This is a genomic window from Streptomyces violascens, from assembly GCF_014649955.1.
GTDB classification, from domain to species: domain Bacteria; phylum Actinomycetota; class Actinomycetes; order Streptomycetales; family Streptomycetaceae; genus Streptomyces; species Streptomyces violascens.
In genome coordinates this window covers 96,792-114,769 of record NZ_BMUA01000025.1, presented here as the reverse complement: position 1 = coordinate 114,769, position 17,978 = coordinate 96,792, and the positions used below count along the sequence as shown (strand labels likewise).

Sequence of the window (17,978 nt, the reverse complement as noted above, 5' to 3'; positions counted from 1 at the left end):
TCTGCCTCGCCCGCCGCCGAGCCGACGTCCTGTTCGCCATGCTCCGCGACGGCACCTTCTACGACCCCCAACCCGCCCCGACCCCTTGACCAAAGTCATAGGGGCACCCCCCCCCCGCAGCCGACCCCACCCACCCCCGGAGGGTCTAGGGAAAGGGCGCGGGGTGGGGCCTTCGGGGTCTTGGGTGGAGCCCCGGCGCACCCCGCCCCCGGAGGCCGCGCGCCGCAGGTCGGGGCGGGGAATCCGGCCAGGGCTGTGGATAACTCTCGGGGTGTCGGCGGAGACGCCTATCGTTGCGAGGGTGAACGGTGAGGCAGCAGACGGAACGGCACGGGGGACAGAGCGATGAGCGGCACGGGCGGGACGCACATGGTGGACGCAGAGACCGAGGCCCTGCAGACGCTGCACCGCGTCTTCGGATACGAGTCCTTCCGCGGAGCGCAGGGCGAGGTCATCGACCACGTAGTGGCGGGCGGCGACGCCGTCGTCCTCATGCCCACCGGCGGCGGAAAGTCGCTCTGCTACCAGATCCCCGCCCTGGTCAGGCCCGGCACGGGCGTCGTGGTCTCCCCTCTCATCGCCCTCATGCAGGACCAGGTGGACGCGCTGCGCGCGCTCGGCGTGCGCGCCGGGTTCATCAACTCGACCCAGGATTTCGACGAGCGCCGCACCGTCGAGGCCGAGCTGCTCGCCGGCGAGCTCGACCTGCTGTACCTGGCGCCGGAGCGGCTCCGCGTGGAGGCCACGCTCGACCTGCTGGCCCGCGCAAAGATCTCCGTGTTCGCGATCGACGAGGCGCACTGCGTCGCCCAGTGGGGCCACGACTTCCGCCCCGACTACCTCGCCCTGTCCCTGCTCGGCGAGCGCTGGCCGGACGTGCCGCGCATCGCGCTCACCGCGACCGCCACCGACGCCACCCACCGCGAGATCACCCAGCGCCTCGGCATGCCGGACGCCCGCCATTTCGTGGCGAGTTTCGACCGGCCGAACATCCAGTACCGGATCGTGCCGAAGAACGACCCGAAGAAGCAGCTCCTGACGTTCCTCAAGGAGGAGCACGACGGGGACGCGGGCATCGTCTACTGCCTCTCGCGGGCCTCCGTGGAGAAGACCGCGCAGTACCTGAGCGACAACGGCGTGCAGGCCGTCCCGTACCACGCGGGCCTCGACGCGGGGACGCGCGCCGTCAACCAGTCCCGCTTCCTGCGGGAGGACGGCCTGGTCGTGGTGGCGACCATCGCCTTCGGCATGGGCATCGACAAGCCGGATGTGCGCTTCGTCGCCCACCTCGACCTGCCGAAGTCGGTCGAGGGCTACTACCAGGAGACCGGCCGCGCCGGGCGTGACGGCCTCGCCTCGACGGCCTGGATGGCATACGGGCTCCAAGACGTCGTCCAGCAGCGGAAGTTGATCCAGGGAGGCGAGGGCGACGAGGCGTTCCGGCGCCGGGCGGCAGCCCACCTGGACGCGATGCTGGCGCTCTGCGAGACCGCTTCGTGCCGCCGGGCCCAACTCCTCGGCTACTTCGGCCAGGAGGCCACGGCCGAGAACTGCGGCAACTGCGACACCTGCCTGAACCCGCCGCAGACATGGGACGGCACGGTGGCCGCGCAGAAGGTCCTCTCCACCGTCGTACGTCTTCAGCGCGAGCGGGGCCAGAAGTTCGGCGCGGGCCAGATCATCGACATTCTGCTCGGCCGCAGGACCGCGAAGATCATCCAGTTCGACCATGACGCGCTGTCCGTCTTCGGCATCGGCGAGGATCTGTCCGAGCCCCAATGGCGGGGCGTGGTACGTCAGTTGCTCGCGCTGGGGCTGCTCGCGGTGGAGGGGGAGTACGGGACGCTGGTCCTGACCGAGGCGAGCGGACAGGTGCTCGGCGGGCAGCGCGAGGTCCGGATGCGGACGGAGCCGGAGAAGACGGTGCGGGCGGCGGCGCGGAGCGCGTCGAAGAAGACCGCCGTGGCAGCGGCCGACCTGCCGGCCGAGGCGCTTCCGGTCTTCGAGGCGCTGCGGGCCTGGCGGGGGGCGCAGGCGAAGGAGGCGGGGGTTCCGGCGTACGTGATCTTCCACGATGCGACGTTGCGGGAGATCGCGACGATTCGGCCCGGGTCGCTGGATGAGCTGGGCACGATCGGCGGGGTGGGCGAGAAGAAACTCGCGACCTGGGGCGAGGGAGTCCTGTCGGTCCTGGCCACCCTGGACTAGCGCCGCCCGAGCGCGGGCCGGGCGCCCTGGGGCGGAGCCCCAGGAAACGGACCTTCCCCTCCCTCGGAGGGTCCAGGGAAGGGGCGGGGTGGGGAGTCCCCACCCCGCACCCCCCTACCGCACAAACACCCCCGCGCTATGCGCAAGATCCAGGAAGTACTGCGGCGCCACACCCAGCACCAGCGTCACAGCCACCCCCACCCCAATCGCCGTCATGGTCAACGGCGACGGCACCGCCACCGTCGGCCCATCCGCCTTCGGCTCGCTGAAGAACATCAGCACGATCACCCGGATGTAGAAGAACGCGGCGACCGCCGAGGAGACCACACCGACCACGACCAGCGCCCCCGCGCCCCCCTCCGCCGCCGCCTTGAACACGGCGAACTTTCCGGAGAAGCCGGACGTCAGCGGGATGCCCGCGAAGGCGAGCAGGAAGACCGCGAAGACCGCCGCCACCAGCGGCGAACGCCGGCCCAGGCCCGCCCACTTGGACAGGTGCGTCGCCTCGCCGCCCGCGTCCCGCACCAGCGTGACCACCGCGAACGCGCCGATCGTCACGAAGGAGTACGCCCCCAGATAGAAGAGCACCGACGAGATGCCGTCCGCGTTGGTGGCGATGACACCGGCCAGGATGAATCCGGCGTGCGCGATCGAGGAGTACGCGAGCAGCCGCTTGATGTCGGTCTGGGTGATGGCGACGACCGCGCCGCCCAGCATCGTGATGATCGCGACGCCCCACATCACCGGCCGCCAGTCCCAGCTCATGCCGGGGAGGACGACGTACAGGAGGCGGAGCAGCGCGCCGAAGGCCGCGACTTTCGTGGCCGCCGCCATGAATCCCGTCACCGGAGTGGGCGCGCCCTGGTAGACGTCCGGCGTCCACATGTGGAACGGCACCGCGCCGACCTTGAAAAGGAGGCCCATCAGGATCATCGCGCCGCCGATGAGCAGCAGCGCGTCGTTGCCCATGGTCCCGGCCAGGGCCGGGTTCACGTTCTGGACCGAGCCGCTGACGACATCGGCGATCGTGGCGTACGAGACGGAGCCCGCGTAGCCGTACAGGAGCGCGATACCGAAGAGCAGGAAGGCCGAGGAGAACGCGCCGAGCAGGAAGTACTTGACCGCCGCTTCCTGCGACATGAGCCGCTTGCGGCGGGCAAGCGCGCACAGCAGGTAGAGGGGGAGGGAGAAGACCTCAAGGGCGACGAACAGGGTCAGGAGGTCGTTCGCCGACGGGAACACCAGCATGCCGGAGATCGCGAACAGGGCCAGCGGGAAGACCTCGGTCGTGGTGAACCCGGCCTTGACCGCGGCCTTTTCGCTGTCACTGCCCGGCACCGAGGCCGCCTGCGCGGCGAACGAGTCCACCTTGTTGCCGTGCGCCACCGGGTCCAGGCGACGTTCGGCGAAGGTGAAGACGGCGACGATGGACGCCAGCAGGATCGTGCCCTGGAGGAAGAGCGCCGGGCCGTCGACCGCGATCGCGCCCATGGCCGCGATGTGCGCCTTGGTCGTGCCGTAGCCGCCGGCCGCGAGGCCGACCACCGCCGCGAAGGCGGCGGCGAGCGCGACCACCGACAGGAACACCTGCACGTAGTAGCGGCTGCGGCGCGGGACGAAGGCCTCCACCAGGATGCCGACGATCGCCGCGCCCACCACGATCAGCGTGGGCGCGAGCTGGGCGTACTCGATGTGCGGCGCGGGGATCTTGTCCAGCTTGCCCTCGGCCGCCGTGGTCCACAGGCTGTGGACAGCTGATGAGCTCACTTGGCCGCCTCCACCACCGGGTTGGGGTCCTTCTTCTGTACGTCCGACATGGTCTGCCGCACCGCCGGGTTGACGATGTCGGTGAGCGGCTTGGGGTAGACCCCGAGGAAGATCAGCAGCGCGATCAGCGGGGCCACCACGAGCAGTTCACGGACCTTGAGGTCCGGCATGCCCTGGACCTCGGCCTTGACCGGGCCGGTCATCGTCCGCTGGTAGAGGACGAGGACGTAGAGCGCGGCCAGGACGATGCCGAGGGTCGCGATCACCCCGGCCACCGGGTAACGGCTGAACGTGCCCACCAGGACCAGGAATTCACTGACGAAGGGAGCCAGGCCCGGCAGGGACAGCGTGGCGAGGCCGCCGATCAGGAACGTGCCGGCGAGCACCGGTGCGACCTTCTGCACGCCGCCGTAGTCCGAGATGAGCCGCGAGCCGCGGCGCGAGATCAGGAAGCCGGCCACCAGCATCAGCGCGGCCGTCGAGATCCCGTGGTTGATCATGTAGAGCGTGGCGCCGGACTGGCCCTGGCTCGTCATCGCGAAGATGCCCATGATGATGAAGCCGAAGTGCGAGATCGACGCGTAGGCCACCAGGCGCTTGATGTCGCGCTGGCCGACCGCGAGCAGCGCCCCGTAGATGATGCTGATCACGGCCAGCACCACGATCACCGGCGTCGCCCACTTGCTGGCCTCCGGGAACAGCTGGAGGCAGAAGCGCAGCATCGCGAACGTGCCGACCTTGTCGACGACCGCGGTGATCAGGACGGCGACCGGCGCGGTCGCCTCGCCCATCGCGTTGGGCAGCCAGGTGTGCAGCGGCCACAGCGGGGCCTTCACCGCGAAGGCGAAGAAGAAGCCGAGGAACAGCAGCCGTTCGGTGTTGGTCGCCATGTGGAGCGAGCCGCTGGCGCGGGCCGCGGCGATCTCGCTCAGCGAGAACGAGCCCGCCACCACGTACAGGCCGATGACCGCGGCCAGCATGATGAGCCCGCCGACCAGGTTGTAGAGCAGGAACTTGACGGCCGCGTACGAGCGTTGGGTCGCCGCCGCCTCGTCGCCCTGGGCATGGGCCCGGTCGCCGAAGCCGCCGATGAGGAAGTACATCGGGATGAGCATGGCTTCGAACAGGATGTAGAAGAGGAAGACGTCGGTGGCCTCGAAGGAGAGCACCACCATCGCCTCGACGGCCAGGATCAGGGCGAAGAAGCCCTGCGTCGGCCGCCAGCGGCTGCTGTTCGTTTCCAGCGGATCGGCGTCGTGCCAGCCGGCCGCGATGATGAACGGGATGAGCAGCGCGGTGAGCCCGATGAGGGCGACCCCGATGCCGTCCACACCCAGTTCGTAGCGGACTCCGAAGTCCTTGATCCAGGCGTGCGACTCGGTCAACTGGTAGCGGTCGCCGCCCGGTTCGAACCGTACGAGCTGGATCGCGGCCAGCGCCAGGGTGGCGACCGAGACCAGCAGGGCCAGCCACTTGGCGGCGGTCCGCCGGGCCGCCGGGACGGCCGCGGTGGCGATCGCGCCGAGCGCCGGGAGGGCGGCCGTCGCGGTAAGGAGGGGGAAGGACATTGCGTTACACCGCCCTCATCAGCAGAGTCGCGGCGATGATCACCACAGCACCTCCGAACATCGAGACCGCGTAGCTGCGGGCGAAGCCGTTCTGCAGCTTGCGCAGCCGGCCGGAGAGCCCGCCGACCGAGGCGGCGGTTCCATTGACGACTCCGTCGACCAGGCTGTGGTCGAGGTAGACGAGCGAGCGGGTGAGGTGCTCGCCGCCGCGCACCAGGACCACATGGTTGAAGTCGTCCTGAAGCAGGTCGCGGCGGGCGGCCCGGGTGAGCAGCGAGCCGCGCGGGGCGACGACCGGGACGGGGCCCCGGCCGTACTGGGCGATGGCGAGGCCCACGCCGACCAGCAGGCAGACGATGGTGGCGGCGGTGACCGTCCACTGCCCCACCGGCGAGTCGCCGTGGCTGAAGGACGTGATCGGCTCCAGCCACTTCACGAACCGGTCGCCGATGCCGAAGATGCCGCCCGCGAAGACCGAGCCGAAGGCGAGCACGATCATGGGGATCGTCATGGACTTCGGGGACTCGTGCGGGTGCGGCTCGTCGTGGGCGCCGTGCGTCTCGGCGGCGGGCTCCACGCTCGGCTGGTCCGGCGAGGGGGTCTTCGCGTGCTTCCAGCGCTCCTCGCCGAAGAAGGTCAGGATCATCACGCGCGTCATGTAGTACGCGGTGATCGCGGCGCCGAGCAGGGTGACCGCGCCGAGGATCCAGCCCTCGGTGCCGCCCTTGGCGAACGCCGCCTCGATGATCTTGTCCTTGGAGAAGAAGCCGGACAGGCCCGGGAAGCCGATGATGGCGAGGTAGCCGAGGCCGAAGGTGACGAAGGTGACCGGCATGTACTTGCGCAGGCCGCCGTACTTCCGCATGTCGACCTCGTCGTTCATGCCGTGCATGACCGAGCCCGCGCCGAGGAAGAGCCCGGCCTTGAAGAAGCCGTGCGTCACCAGGTGCATGATCGCGAAGGCGTAGCCGATCGGGCCGAGGCCGGTGGCCAGGATCATGTAGCCGATCTGCGACATCGTCGAGCCGGCCAGGGCCTTCTTGATGTCGTCCTTGGCGCAACCGACGATCGCACCGAACAGGAGCGTGACCCCGCCGACGATCACGACGACCGTCTGGACATCGGGCACCGCGTTGAAGACCGCACCGGAGCGGGTGATCAGGTAGACGCCCGCGGTCACCATGGTCGCCGCGTGGATCAGGGCCGAGACCGGGGTCGGGCCCTCCATCGCGTCGCCGAGCCAGGACTGCAGCGGCACCTGCGCCGACTTGCCGCAGGCGGCGAGCAGCAGCATCAGGCCGATGGCGGTGTTGCGCCCCGAGCTCGCGCCGTCCGCGCCGCCGAGGACGGCGGGGAAGGTGAAGGAGCCGAACGTCGTGAACATCACCATGATGGCGATGGACAGGCCCATGTCGCCGACCCGGTTGACCAGGAAGGCCTTCTTGGCGGCGGTCGCCGCGCTGGGCTTGTGCTGCCAGAAGCCGATGAGCAGGTAGGACGCGAGGCCCACGCCTTCCCATCCGACGTACAGCAGAAGGTAGTTGTCGGCGAGGACCAGGAGCAGCATCGCCGCGAGGAACAGGTTGAGGTAGCCGAAGAAGCGGCGGCGGTTCTCGTCGTGCTCCATGTAGCCGATCGAGTAGATGTGGATCAGCGTGCCCACACCGGTGATCAGCAGGACGAAGGTCATCGAGAGCTGGTCGAGCTGGAAGCCGACGTCGGCCTGGAAGCCCTCGACCGGAACCCAGCTGAACAGGTGCTTGGTCACCGTCCGGTGGCCGGCCGAGCGGTCCAGCATGTCGACGAAGAGCACCGCGCCGAGGACGAAGGACGCGCCCGCGAGCAGCGTGCCCAGCCAGTGGCCGATCCCGTCCAGTCTCCGTCCGCCGCACAGCAGTACGGCCGCTCCGAGCAGAGGCGCCGCGATGAGCAGCGCAATGAGGTTGTCCACGATTCAGCGACCCCTTACAGCTTCATCAGGCTGGCGTCGTCGACCGAGGCCGAGTGGCGGGAACGGAAGAGCGACACGATGATCGCGAGCCCGACGACGACCTCCGCGGCGGCGACGACCATCGTGAAGAACGCGATGACCTGGCCGTCGAGATTGCCGTGCAGCCGGGAGAAGCAGACGAACGCGAGGTTGCAGGCGTTGAGCATCAGCTCGACGCACATGAAGACCACGATCGCGTTCCGCCTGATGAGCACTCCGGCGGCGCCGATGGTGAACAACAGGGCTGCCAGATAGAGGTAGTTGACCGGATTCACTTGACCGCCTCCTCGTCCCGGCCGAGCCGTTCCTCGGAGCGCTGCTCCAGTGCCTTGAGGTCGGCGAGCGCCTCGCTGGAAACGTCACGGATCTGGCCGCGGGCGCGCAGCGTCTGGTTGACGGTGAGCTCGGAGGGCGTGCCGTCGGGGAGCAGGCCCGCGATGTCCACCGCGTTGTGCCGGGCGTAGACGCCGGGGGCAGGCAGCGGGGGCAGGTGCTTGCCGCGTACGCGCTCCTCGGACATCTCCCGCTGGGTCTTGGCGCGCTCGGTGCGCTCCCGGTGGGTGAGCACCATCGCGCCGACCGCCGAGGTGATCAGCAGGGCGCCGGTGATCTCGAAGGCGAAGACGTACTTGGTGAAGATGAGGGTCGCGAGCCCCTCGACGTTTCCGTTGGCGTTGGCCTGGCCGAGCCCGTTGAAGCTCTTCAGCGAGGCGTTGCCGATGCCGGCGATCAGGAGCACCCCGAAGCCGAGCCCGCAGGCCGCGGCCCACCAGCGCTGGCCCTTGATGGTCTCCTTCAGCGAGTCGGCGGCCGTGACGCCGACCAGCATGACGACGAAGAGGAACAGCATCATGATCGCGCCGGTGTAGACGACGATCTGGACGACGCCCAGGAAGTACGCCCCGTTGGCGAGGTAGAAGACCGCGAGGATGATCATGGTCCCGGCCAGGCAGAGCGCGCTGTGCACGGCCTTCTTCATGAGGATGGTGCACAGGGCGCCGATCACGGCGACCGTGCCGAGCACCCAGAACTGGAAGGCCTCACCCGTGGAGGTGTGCGAGGCGGCCGCGGCGAACAGCTCGGTGGGCGCGCTCATGCCCCCACCACCTTGCCGGAGGCGGGCTCGTCCTCGCCGAAGGTGGAGGCGCTCTCCTGGGGCCGCTCCCCCTTGCTGAGCGCCACCTGCCGGACGGTGCCGGGCGCGGCCTCGGTGACCAGGCCCCGGTAGTAGTCCTGCTCGTCCATGCCCGGGTAGATCGCGTGCGGGGTGTCGACCATGGTGTCGTCGAGCCCGGCGAGCAGCTGCTCCTTGGTGTAGATCAGGCTCTCGCGCGAGGAGTCGGCCAGCTCGAACTCGTTGGTCATCGTCAGCGCCCTGGTCGGGCAGGCCTCGATGCACAGGCCGCACAGGATGCAGCGGGCGTAGTTGATCTGGTAGACCCGGCCGTAGCGCTCGCCCGGCGAGTAGCGCTCCTCGTCCGTGTTGTCCGCGCCCTCCACATAGATGGCGTCGGCGGGACAGGCCCAGGCGCACAGCTCGCAGCCGACGCACTTCTCCAGGCCGTCCGGATGCCGGTTGAGCTGATGGCGGCCGTGGAAGCGCGGCGCGGTGGTCTTCTGCTGTTCCGGATACTGCTCGGTCAGCCGCTTCTTGAACATGGCCTTGAAGGTCACGCCGAAGCCGGCCACGGGGTTGAGGAACTTCTCCCCCGGCTCCCCGGGCTTCCCCGACTCTCCAGGCTTCCCCGACTTACCGCTCGATGACTCAGACACCGTCGTCCTCCCTTCCTTCTCGGTCACTCTCAGTATCGACCCCACCACTGACAATCAACTCGCGCTCCTTGCGCGGCCGTCGGCGGGGTACGGGCGGGAGGGTCTGGCCGGGCAGCGGAGGCACCGGGAATCCGCCGGCCATCGGGTCGAAGGCCGCGGGCGGCGCCTTCGCCTCCTCGGCCTCCTTCTTGCCGCGGAAGATGTCCGCGACGAAGGAGAGCAGCAGCACCACGATGACCGCGCCTCCGACATACAGCACGATCTTCGAGAAGTCGTAGCCGTCGTTGCGCAGCGCCCGTACGGTCGCGACCAGCATCAGCCAGACCACGGAGACCGGGATGAGGACCTTCCACCCGAGCTTCATCAGCTGGTCGTAGCGGACCCGGGGCAGGGTGCCGCGCAGCCAGATGAAGAAGAAGAGCAGCAGCTGGACCTTGATGACGAACCAGAGCATCGGCCACCAGCCGTGGTTCGCGCCCGCCCAGAAGGTGCTGATGGGCCAGGGCGCGCGCCAGCCGCCGAGGAAGAGGGTGACCGAGACGGCCGAGACGGTGACCATGTTGACGTACTCGGCGAGCATGAACATCGCGAACTTGATGGACGAGTACTCGGTGTTGAACCCGCCGACCAGGTCGCCCTCGGACTCCGGCATGTCGAACGGGGCCCGGTTGGTCTCGCCGACCATCGTGATGATGTAGATGATGAACGAGACCGGCAGCAGCACGATGTACCAGCGGTCGCCCTGCGCCTCGACGATCTTCGAGGTCGACATCGACCCCGAGTACAGGAAGACCGAGGCGAACGCCGCGCCCATGGCGATCTCGTACGAGATCATCTGCGCGCACGAGCGGAGGCCGCCGAGCAGCGGGTACGTCGAGCCGGACGACCAGCCCGCGAGCACGATCCCGTAGATCCCGACCGAGGCCACGGCAAGGACGTACAGCATGGCGATCGGCAGGTCGGTGAGCTGCATCGTGGTGCGGTGGCCGAAGATCGACACCTCGTTGCCCGAGGGCCCGAACGGGATCACGGCGATCGCCATGAACGCCGGGATCGCGGCGATGATCGGGGCGAGGACGTAGACGACCTTGTCGGCCCGCTTGACGATGACGTCTTCCTTCAGCATCAGCTTGATGCCGTCGGCGAGCGACTGGAGCATGCCCCAGGGGCCGTGCCGGTTGGGGCCGATGCGCAGTTGCATCCAGGCGACGACCTTGCGCTCCCACACGATGGAGAACAGCACGGTCACCATCAGGAACGCGAAGCAGAAGACAGCCTTGACGACGACGAGCCACCAGGGGTCGCGGCCGAACAGGGAGAGGTCCTCCGCAGCGAGCGTGATCACGCCTCCACCACCTCCGAGGGGGCTTCCGTAACGGCCGGGCCGATGCGGACGACCTGGCCGGGGACCGCGCCGGTGTCGGCGGTGACGCCGCCGCCGACGGAGTTCAGCGGCAGCCACACCACCCGGTCGGCCATCTCGCTGACCTGGAGCGGGAGTCGGACGCTGCCGGACGGTCCGGTGACCTCCAGGAGGTCGCCGTCCTTGACGCCGGACTCGGCCGCGGTGGTCACGGAGAGCCGGGCCACGGCCGCGTGCCGCGTTCCGGCCAGCGCCTCGTCGCCCTCCTGGAGCGAGCCCTGGTCGAGCAGCATCCGGTGTCCCGCGAGCACCGCCTCGCCCTCGCCGGGCCTCGGCAGCGCCTTCGCCGACTCCAGGGGCTCGCTCGCTCGCGGCCCGTCCCAGGTGCCGAGCCGCGTCATCTCGCTCCGTACGGCGCGGACATCGGGCAGTGCGAAACGACTGTATTCATCAGCGCCTCCGGCGCGGGCCAGGGCGTCGGCCAGCATGTGCAGCACGCGCGCGTCCGTGGGCGCCGGGGTGCGGGTCAGCTGCTCCGGCTTGAGCGCCGCCTCGAACAGGCGGGCCCTGCCTTCCCAGTTGAGGAAGGTGCCGGGCTTCTCGGCTACGGCCGCGACCGGGAAGACCACGTCCGCGTGGGCGGTGACCTCCGTGGGCCGCAGCTCCAGGCTGACCACGAAGGCCTCTGCGAGGGCCTCGCGGGCGCGCGCCGGGTCCGGCAGGTCCGCCGGGTCGACGCCCGCGACGAGCAGCGCGCCCAGTTCGCCGGTGGCCGCGGCCTCGACGATCTGGCCGGTGTCGCGCCCGTAGCGGTGCGGGAGTTCGCGTACGCCCCAGGCCGATGCGACCTGTTCGCGGGCGCGCGGGTCGGTGGCCGGGCGGCCGCCGGGCAGCAGCGACGGGATCGCGCCCGCCTCCACCGCGCCGCGCTCGCCGGCCCGGCGCGGGATCCACACCAGGTCGGCGCCGGTCGCCGAGGCGGTGCGTACGGCGGCGGTCAGCGCGCCGGGCACGGCCGCGAGCCGCTCGCCGACGACGAGGACGGCGCCCGGGGAGCGCAGTGCCTCGGCCGCCTTCGCGCCGTCCCCGTCCAGGCCGACTCCGCCCGCGAGCGCGTCCAGCCACTCGGTCTCGGTGCCGGGCGCGGCGGGCAGCAGCGTGCCGCCCGTCTTCTGCAGGCCGCGGGACATGTGGGTGGCGAGCGAGAAGGTGCGCTGGCCGTGCTTGCGCCAGGCCTTGCGCAGCCGCAGGAAGACGCCGGGCGCTTCCTCCTCGGACTCGAACCCGGCGAGCAGGACGGCCGGCGCCTTCTCCAGGGAGGTGTAGGTGGCACCCCGCCCGTCGAGGTCCCGGCCGTGTCCGGCGACCCGGGCCGCCAGGAAGTCGGCCTCCTCGGCGGAGTGCACGCGGGCCCGGAAGTCGACGTCGTTGGTGTCGAGGGCGATCCGCGCGAACTTGGCGTAGGCGTACGCGTCCTCGACGGTCAGCCGGCCGCCGGCGAGCACCCCGGCCCGGCCGCGCGCGGCGGCGAGTCCGGCGGCGGCCGCCTCAAGGGCCTCGGGCCAGCTGGCCGGCTGGAGCTCACCGGTCTCGGAGTCGCGCACCAGAGGCGTCGTCAGACGGTCCGCCTTCTGCGCGTACCGGAATCCAAACCTGCCCTTGTCGCAGATCCACTCCTCGTTGACCTCGGGGTCGTCGGCCGCCAGGCGCCGCATGACCTTGCCGCGGCGGTGGTCGGTGCGGGTCGCGCAGCCGCCCGCGCAGTGCTCGCACACCGACGGCGACGACACGAGGTCGAAGGGCCGGGAGCGGAATCGGTACGCCGCCGAGGTCAGCGCGCCGACCGGGCAGATCTGGATGGTGTTCCCGGAGAAGTACGACTCGAACGGGTCGCCCTCGCCCGTGCCGACCTGCTGGAGCGCGCCGCGCTCGATCAGCTCGATCATCGGGTCGCCGGCGATCTGGTTGGAGAACCGGGTGCAGCGCGCGCACAGGACGCAGCGCTCGCGGTCCAGGAGCACCTGGGTGGAGATCGGGACCGGCTTCTCATAGGTGCGCTTCTTGCCTTCGAAACGCGAATCCGTGTCACCGACCTGCATGGCCTGGTTCTGCAGCGGGCACTCGCCGCCCTTGTCGCAGACCGGGCAGTCCAACGGGTGGTTGATCAGCAGGAGTTCCATCACTCCGCGCTGGGCCTTCTCGGCGACCGGCGAGGTGAGCTGGGACTTGACGACCATGCCGTCGGTGCAGGTGATGGTGCAGGACGCCATCGGCTTGCGCTGGCCCTCGACCTCGACGATGCACTGGCGGCAGGCGCCGGCCGGGTCGAGCAGAGGGTGGTCGCAGAACCGGGGGATCTCGATGCCGAGCTGTTCGGCGGCGCGGATCACCAGGGTGCCCTTGGGGACACTGATGTCGATGCCGTCGATGGTCAGCGAGACGAGGCCCTCCGGCGGCACGGCCGCCTCGCCGCCCCCGGAGGAAGCGCTACTCGTCGTCACAGTCATGCGTTCACCTCCGTGCTGTCGTCCGCCCAGGCGGTGGACCTGGCGGGGTCGAAGGGGCAGCCCTTGCCCGTGATGTGCTGCTCGTACTCGTCGCGGAAGTACTTCAGCGAGGAGAAGATCGGCGAGGCGGCGCCGTCGCCGAGGGCGCAGAACGACTTGCCGTTGATGTTGTCGGCGATGTCGTTCAGCTTGTCGAGGTCGTCCATCGAGCCCTGGCCGGCCTCGATGTCGCGGAGCAACTGGACCAGCCAGTACGTCCCTTCACGGCAGGGCGTGCACTTGCCGCAGGACTCGTGGGCGTAGAACTCGGTCCAGCGGGTGACCGCCCGCACCACGCAGGTGGTCTCGTCGAAGCACTGGAGCGCCTTGGTGCCGAGCATCGACCCGGCCGCGCCCACGCCCTCGTAGTCCAGCGGCACGTCGAGGTGCTCGTCCGTGAACATGGGGGTCGAGGAGCCGCCCGGTGTCCAGAACTTGAGCCGGTGGCCGGGACGCATCCCGCCGCTCATGTCGAGCAGCTGGCGCAGCGTGATGCCGAGCGGCGCCTCGTACTGGCCGGGGCCCGCGACGTGCCCGCTCAGCGAATACAGCGTGAAGCCGGGCGACTTCTCGCTGCCCATCGATTTGAACCAGTCTTTTCCGCGATGCAGGATCGCGGGAACCGAAGCGATGGATTCGACGTTATTGACGACAGTGGGGCACGCGTACAGACCGGCCACCGCGGGGAAGGGGGGTCGCAGCCGGGGCTGGCCGCGACGGCCTTCGAGGGAGTCCAGGAGTGCGGTCTCCTCGCCACAGATGTACGCGCCCGCGCCCGCGTGCACGGTGAGTTCGAGGTCCAGACCGCGGCCGAGGATGTTCTTGCCGAGGTAGCCCGCCGCGTAGGCCTCCTTCACGGCCTCGTGCAAGCGCCGCAGCACGGGGACGACTTCGCCCCGCAGATAGATGAAGGCATGCGACGACCTGATCGCGTAACAGGCGATCACGATCCCCTCGATGAGGGAATGCGGGTTGGCGAACAGGAGCGGGATGTCCTTGCAGGTCCCGGGCTCCGATTCGTCGGCGTTGACCACCAGATAGTGCGGCTTGCCGTCCCCCTGGGGGATGAACTGCCACTTCATCCCGGTGGGGAAGCCCGCGCCGCCACGGCCGCGCAGGCCCGAGTCCTTGACGTACGCGATGAGGTCGTCCGGCGTCATGGCGAGCGCCTTGCGCAGGCCCTCGTAGCCGTCGTGGCGCCGGTAGGTGTCCAGCGTCCAGGATTCCGGCTGGTCCCAGAACGCGGAGAGGACCGGGGCCAGGAGCTTTTCGGGGCTGCTCCCGTTCCCGTTTCCTTCGATCTCGGTTGCCAAGGTCATCACTCCCCCTCCTCGTTGACCGGGCCCGCGGGATGCTCGGGGTCGGATGCCGAGGTCTGCTGCGGTGCGTCGTGCGAGCTCAAGTGCCGTGATCCCGGCTGGGGCCGGTCCTGAGGCCCCTCGCCGCGCGGGTGCACCACGCGGGCCCCCGGCGTCTCGCCCCTGGCGAGCCTGAGGCCGGCCAGCGAGGCGGGTCCCGCGCCGCCGGTCGCGGCCACCGCGCCGGGCCGCTCGTCGGGGAAGCCCGCGAGGATGCGCGCGGTCTCCTTGTACGTGCACAGGGGCGCGCCCCGGGTGGGCTCGACCTGGCGGCCGGCGCGCAGGTCGTCGACGAGGCGCTTGGCGCTCTCGGGGGTTTGGTTGTCGAAGAACTCCCAGTTGACCATCACGACGGGTGCGAAGTCGCAGGCGGCGTTGCACTCGATGTGTTCGAGGGTGACCTTGCCGTCGTCGGTCGTCTCGTTGTTGCCGACGCCCAGGTGTTCCTTCAGTTCGTCGAAGATGGCGTCGCCGCCCATCACCGCGCACAGGGTGTTGGTGCAGACGCCGACCTGGTAGTCGCCCGAGGGCTTGCGCCGGTACATGGAGTAGAAGGTGGCGACGGCCGTCACCTCGGCCGTCGTCAGCTCCAGGAGGTCCGCGCAGAAGGCCATGCCGGTGCGCGAGACGAAGCCCTCCTCCGCCTGGACGAGGTGGAGCAGCGGCAGTAGCGCGGAGCGGCTGTCGGGGTAGCGGGCGACGATCTGCTTGCCGTCCGCTTCGAGCCGGGCGCGCACATCGGCCGGGTAGTCGGGCGCGGGCAGCTGGGGCATGCCCAATTGGATGTCTGTCACCGGTCGACGCCTCCCATCACAGGGTCGATGGACGCGACGGCGACGATGACGTCGGCCACCTGGCCGCCCTCGCACATGGCCGCCATGGCCTGCAGATTGGTGAAGGACGGGTCGCGGAAGTGGACCCGGTAGGGGCGGGTGCCGCCGTCGGAGACGACGTGGACGCCGAGTTCGCCCTTGGGTGACTCGACGGCCACGTAGGCCTGTCCGGCGGGAACCCGGAAGCCCTCGGTCACCAGCTTGAAGTGGTGGATCAGGGACTCCATCGAGGTGCCCATGATCTTCTTGATGTGGTCGAGGGAGTTGCCGAGGCCGTCCGGGCCGAGCGCGAGCTGCGCGGGCCAGGCGATCTTCTTGTCCTCGACCATGACCGGGCCCGGCTCAAGGCGGTCCAGGCACTGCTCGACGATCCTGAGCGACTGGCGCATCTCCTCCAGACGGACCAGGAAGCGGCCGTAGGCGTCGCAGCTGTCGGCGGTCGGGATGTCGAACTCGTAGTTCTCGTAGCCGCAGTACGGGTCGGTCTTGCGCAGGTCGTGCGGCAGGCCTGCCGAGCGCAGGATCGGTCCTGTGGCACCGAGCGCCATGCAGCCGGTGAGGTCGAGGTAGCCGACGTCCTGCATGCGGGCCTTGAAGATGGGGTTGCCGGTGGCGAGCTTGTCGTACTCCGGCAGGTTCTTCTTCATGGTCTTCACGAACTCGCGGAGCTGGTCCACCGCGCCCGGGGGCAGGTCCTGGGCGAGTCCGCCGGGGCGGATGAACGCGTGGTTCATGCGCAGGCCGGTGATCAGCTCGAAGATGTCGAGAATGAGTTCACGATCGCGGAAGCCGTAGATCATGATCGTGGTCGCGCCGAGTTCCATGCCGCCGGTGGCGATGCAGACCAGGTGCGAGGAGAGCCGGTTGAGCTCCATGAGCAGGACCCGGATGACCGTGGCCCGGTCCGGGATCTGGTCGGTGACGCCGAGGAGTTTCTCGACGCCGAGGCAGTACGCCGTCTCGTTGAAGAACGGCGTCAGGTAGTCCATGCGCGTGACGAAGGTGGTGCCCTGCGTCCAGTTGCGGAATTCGAGGTTCTTCTCGATGCCGGTGTGCAGATAACCGATTCCGCAGCGGGCCTCGGTGACGGTCTCGCCGTCGATCTCCAGGATCAGCCGGAGCACACCGTGCGTGGAGGGGTGCTGGGGGCCCATGTTGACGACGATGCGCTCGTCGTCGGCCTTGGCCGCGGACTGGACGACCTCGTCCCAGTCGCCACCGGTGACCGTATATACAGTCCCCTCGGTGGTCTCCCTGGCGGAAGCATGTGAAGTGGACATCAGCTGTACGACCTCCGCTGGTCCGGAGCCGGGATCTGGGCGCCCTTGTACTCGACCGCGATGCCGCCGAGGGGGTAGTCCTTGCGCTGCGGGAAGCCCTGCCAGTCGTCCGGCATCATGATCCGGGTGAGGGCGGGGTGGCCGTCGAAGACGATGCCGAAGAAGTCGTACGTCTCGCGCTCGTGCCAGTCGTTGGTCGGGTAGACCTCGACGAGCGAGGGGATGTGCGGGTCGGCGTCGGGGGCGCTGACTTCGAGCCGGATCAGCCGGCCGTGGGTCAGGGAGCGCAGGTGGTAGACGGCGTGCAGCTCACGCCCCTTGTCCCCCAGGAAGTGGACGCCGCTCACGCCCGTACAGAGCTCGAAGCGCAGGGCGGGGTCGTCGCGCAGGGTGCGGGCGACGCGCACGAGGTGTTCGCGGGCGATGTGGAACGTGAGCTCGCCGCGGTCGACGACCGTCTTCTCGATGGCGTTTTCGGGGAGCAGGTCCTGCTCCTCCAGGGCGCCTTCGAGTTCGTCGGCGACCTCGTCGAAGTAACCGCCGTAGGGCCGCGAGGAGGCGCCGGGCAGTGTGACGGTGCGTACGAGACCGCCGTAGCCGCTGGTGTCACCACCGTTCGCGGCGCCGAACATGCCCTTGCGTACGCCGATGACCTCGCCGGTGTCGTCGCGCTGGGCGGGCACGCCGTTCTGTTCGGGGGTGTCCGGAGTGTCGGGAGAGCTCACCGCAGCAGCCCCTTCATCTCAATGGTGGGGAGCGCCTTGAGGGCCGCTTCCTCCGCCTCGCGGGCCGCCTCCTCCTGATTGACCCCGAGCTTGGAGCCCTGGATCTTCTGGTGGAGCTTGAGGATGGCGTCGAGCAGCATCTCGGGCCGGGGTGGGCAACCGGGCAGGTAGATATCTACCGGGACAATATGGTCAACACCCTGAACAATTGCGTAATTGTTAAACATTCCGCCCGATGAGGCGCAAACCCCCATGGAAATCACCCACTTGGGGTTGGGCATCTGGTCGTAGACCTGCCGCAGGACCGGCGCCATCTTCTGGCTGACCCGGCCGGCCACGATCATCAGGTCGGCCTGGCGCGGGGAGCCGCGGAAGACCTCCATGCCGAAGCGGGCCAGGTCGTAGCGGCCCGCGCCGGTCGTCATCATCTCGATGGCACAGCAGGCCAGGCCGAAGGTGGCGGGGAAGACGGACGCCTTGCGCACCCAGCCCGCGGCCTGCTCAACAGTGGTCAGTACGAAGCCGCTAGGCAGTTTCTCTTCGAGTCCCATAGGTGCCCCTCAGCCC

At 69.4% G+C, this 17,978-nt stretch carries 14 protein-coding genes; 1 reads left to right on the top strand and 13 read right to left on the bottom strand.

What is annotated here, in order from left to right:
- Positions 1 to 345 precede the first annotated feature (345 nt).
- Positions 346 to 2,208 (top strand): DNA helicase RecQ, encoded by a 1,863-nt coding sequence (gene recQ / locus IE206_RS33460; RefSeq protein WP_189968871.1) that lies wholly within the window; start codon positions 346 to 348, stop codon positions 2,206 to 2,208.
- Positions 2,209 to 2,322: 114 nt separating this feature from the next.
- On the opposite strand, the gene nuoN is transcribed toward recQ, so the two are convergent.
- Genes nuoN through IE206_RS33395 form a run of 13 tightly spaced genes read right to left on the bottom strand, consistent with a single transcriptional unit; the run spans position 2,323 to position 17,962 of the window.
- Positions 2,323 to 3,975, bottom strand: coding sequence for an NADH-quinone oxidoreductase subunit NuoN (nuoN, locus tag IE206_RS33455; protein WP_189968868.1), 1,653 nt, complete (start codon positions 3,973 to 3,975; stop codon positions 2,323 to 2,325).
- Positions 3,972 to 5,543, bottom strand: coding sequence for an NADH-quinone oxidoreductase subunit M (locus IE206_RS33450; RefSeq protein ID WP_189968866.1), 1,572 nt, complete (start codon positions 5,541 to 5,543; stop codon positions 3,972 to 3,974). Before IE206_RS33450 ends, nuoN begins: the two co-directional genes overlap by 4 nt.
- A 4-nt stretch (positions 5,544 to 5,547) precedes the next feature.
- Positions 5,548 to 7,494, bottom strand: coding sequence for an NADH-quinone oxidoreductase subunit L (gene nuoL, locus IE206_RS33445; protein ID WP_189968863.1), 1,947 nt, complete (start codon positions 7,492 to 7,494; stop codon positions 5,548 to 5,550).
- Positions 7,495 to 7,508: 14 nt separating this feature from the next.
- Complete coding sequence (gene nuoK / locus IE206_RS33440) at positions 7,509 to 7,808, bottom strand: NADH-quinone oxidoreductase subunit NuoK (protein WP_053728780.1); 300 nt, start codon at positions 7,806 to 7,808, stop codon at positions 7,509 to 7,511.
- Positions 7,805 to 8,629: an NADH-quinone oxidoreductase subunit J gene (locus IE206_RS33435; protein WP_189968860.1), complete on the bottom strand. Its 825-nt coding sequence runs from the start codon at positions 8,627 to 8,629 to the stop codon at positions 7,805 to 7,807. Before IE206_RS33435 ends, nuoK begins: the two co-directional genes overlap by 4 nt.
- Complete coding sequence (gene nuoI / locus IE206_RS33430) at positions 8,626 to 9,306, bottom strand: NADH-quinone oxidoreductase subunit NuoI (protein ID WP_189968858.1); 681 nt, start codon at positions 9,304 to 9,306, stop codon at positions 8,626 to 8,628. The genes IE206_RS33435 and nuoI overlap by 4 nt, the downstream gene beginning before the upstream one ends.
- Entirely contained in the window at positions 9,299 to 10,651 is a 1,353-nt protein-coding gene (gene nuoH / locus IE206_RS33425; RefSeq protein WP_189968855.1) for an NADH-quinone oxidoreductase subunit NuoH, read from the bottom strand. The genes nuoI and nuoH overlap by 8 nt, the downstream gene beginning before the upstream one ends.
- Positions 10,648 to 13,176: an NADH-quinone oxidoreductase subunit G gene (locus IE206_RS33420; RefSeq protein ID WP_189968854.1), complete on the bottom strand. Its 2,529-nt coding sequence runs from the start codon at positions 13,174 to 13,176 to the stop codon at positions 10,648 to 10,650. The genes nuoH and IE206_RS33420 overlap by 4 nt, the downstream gene beginning before the upstream one ends.
- Positions 13,173 to 14,534 (bottom strand): NADH-quinone oxidoreductase subunit NuoF, encoded by a 1,362-nt coding sequence (nuoF, locus tag IE206_RS33415; protein WP_189968851.1) that lies wholly within the window; start codon positions 14,532 to 14,534, stop codon positions 13,173 to 13,175. The genes IE206_RS33420 and nuoF overlap by 4 nt, the downstream gene beginning before the upstream one ends.
- Positions 14,534 to 15,346 (bottom strand): NADH-quinone oxidoreductase subunit NuoE, encoded by an 813-nt coding sequence (nuoE, locus tag IE206_RS33410; RefSeq protein ID WP_189968849.1) that lies wholly within the window; start codon positions 15,344 to 15,346, stop codon positions 14,534 to 14,536. Before nuoE ends, nuoF begins: the two co-directional genes overlap by 1 nt.
- 17 nt (positions 15,347 to 15,363) lie before the next feature.
- Positions 15,364 to 16,686, bottom strand: a complete 1,323-nt coding sequence (locus tag IE206_RS33405) for an NADH-quinone oxidoreductase subunit D (protein WP_189968847.1) — start codon at positions 16,684 to 16,686, stop codon at positions 15,364 to 15,366.
- Complete coding sequence (locus tag IE206_RS33400; RefSeq protein WP_189968845.1) at positions 16,686 to 17,411, bottom strand: NADH-quinone oxidoreductase subunit C; 726 nt, start codon at positions 17,409 to 17,411, stop codon at positions 16,686 to 16,688. The genes IE206_RS33405 and IE206_RS33400 overlap by 1 nt, the downstream gene beginning before the upstream one ends.
- Positions 17,408 to 17,962: a NuoB/complex I 20 kDa subunit family protein gene (locus IE206_RS33395; protein ID WP_100578785.1), complete on the bottom strand. Its 555-nt coding sequence runs from the start codon at positions 17,960 to 17,962 to the stop codon at positions 17,408 to 17,410. Before IE206_RS33395 ends, IE206_RS33400 begins: the two co-directional genes overlap by 4 nt.
- Between the last annotated feature and the right edge of the window lie 16 nt (positions 17,963 to 17,978).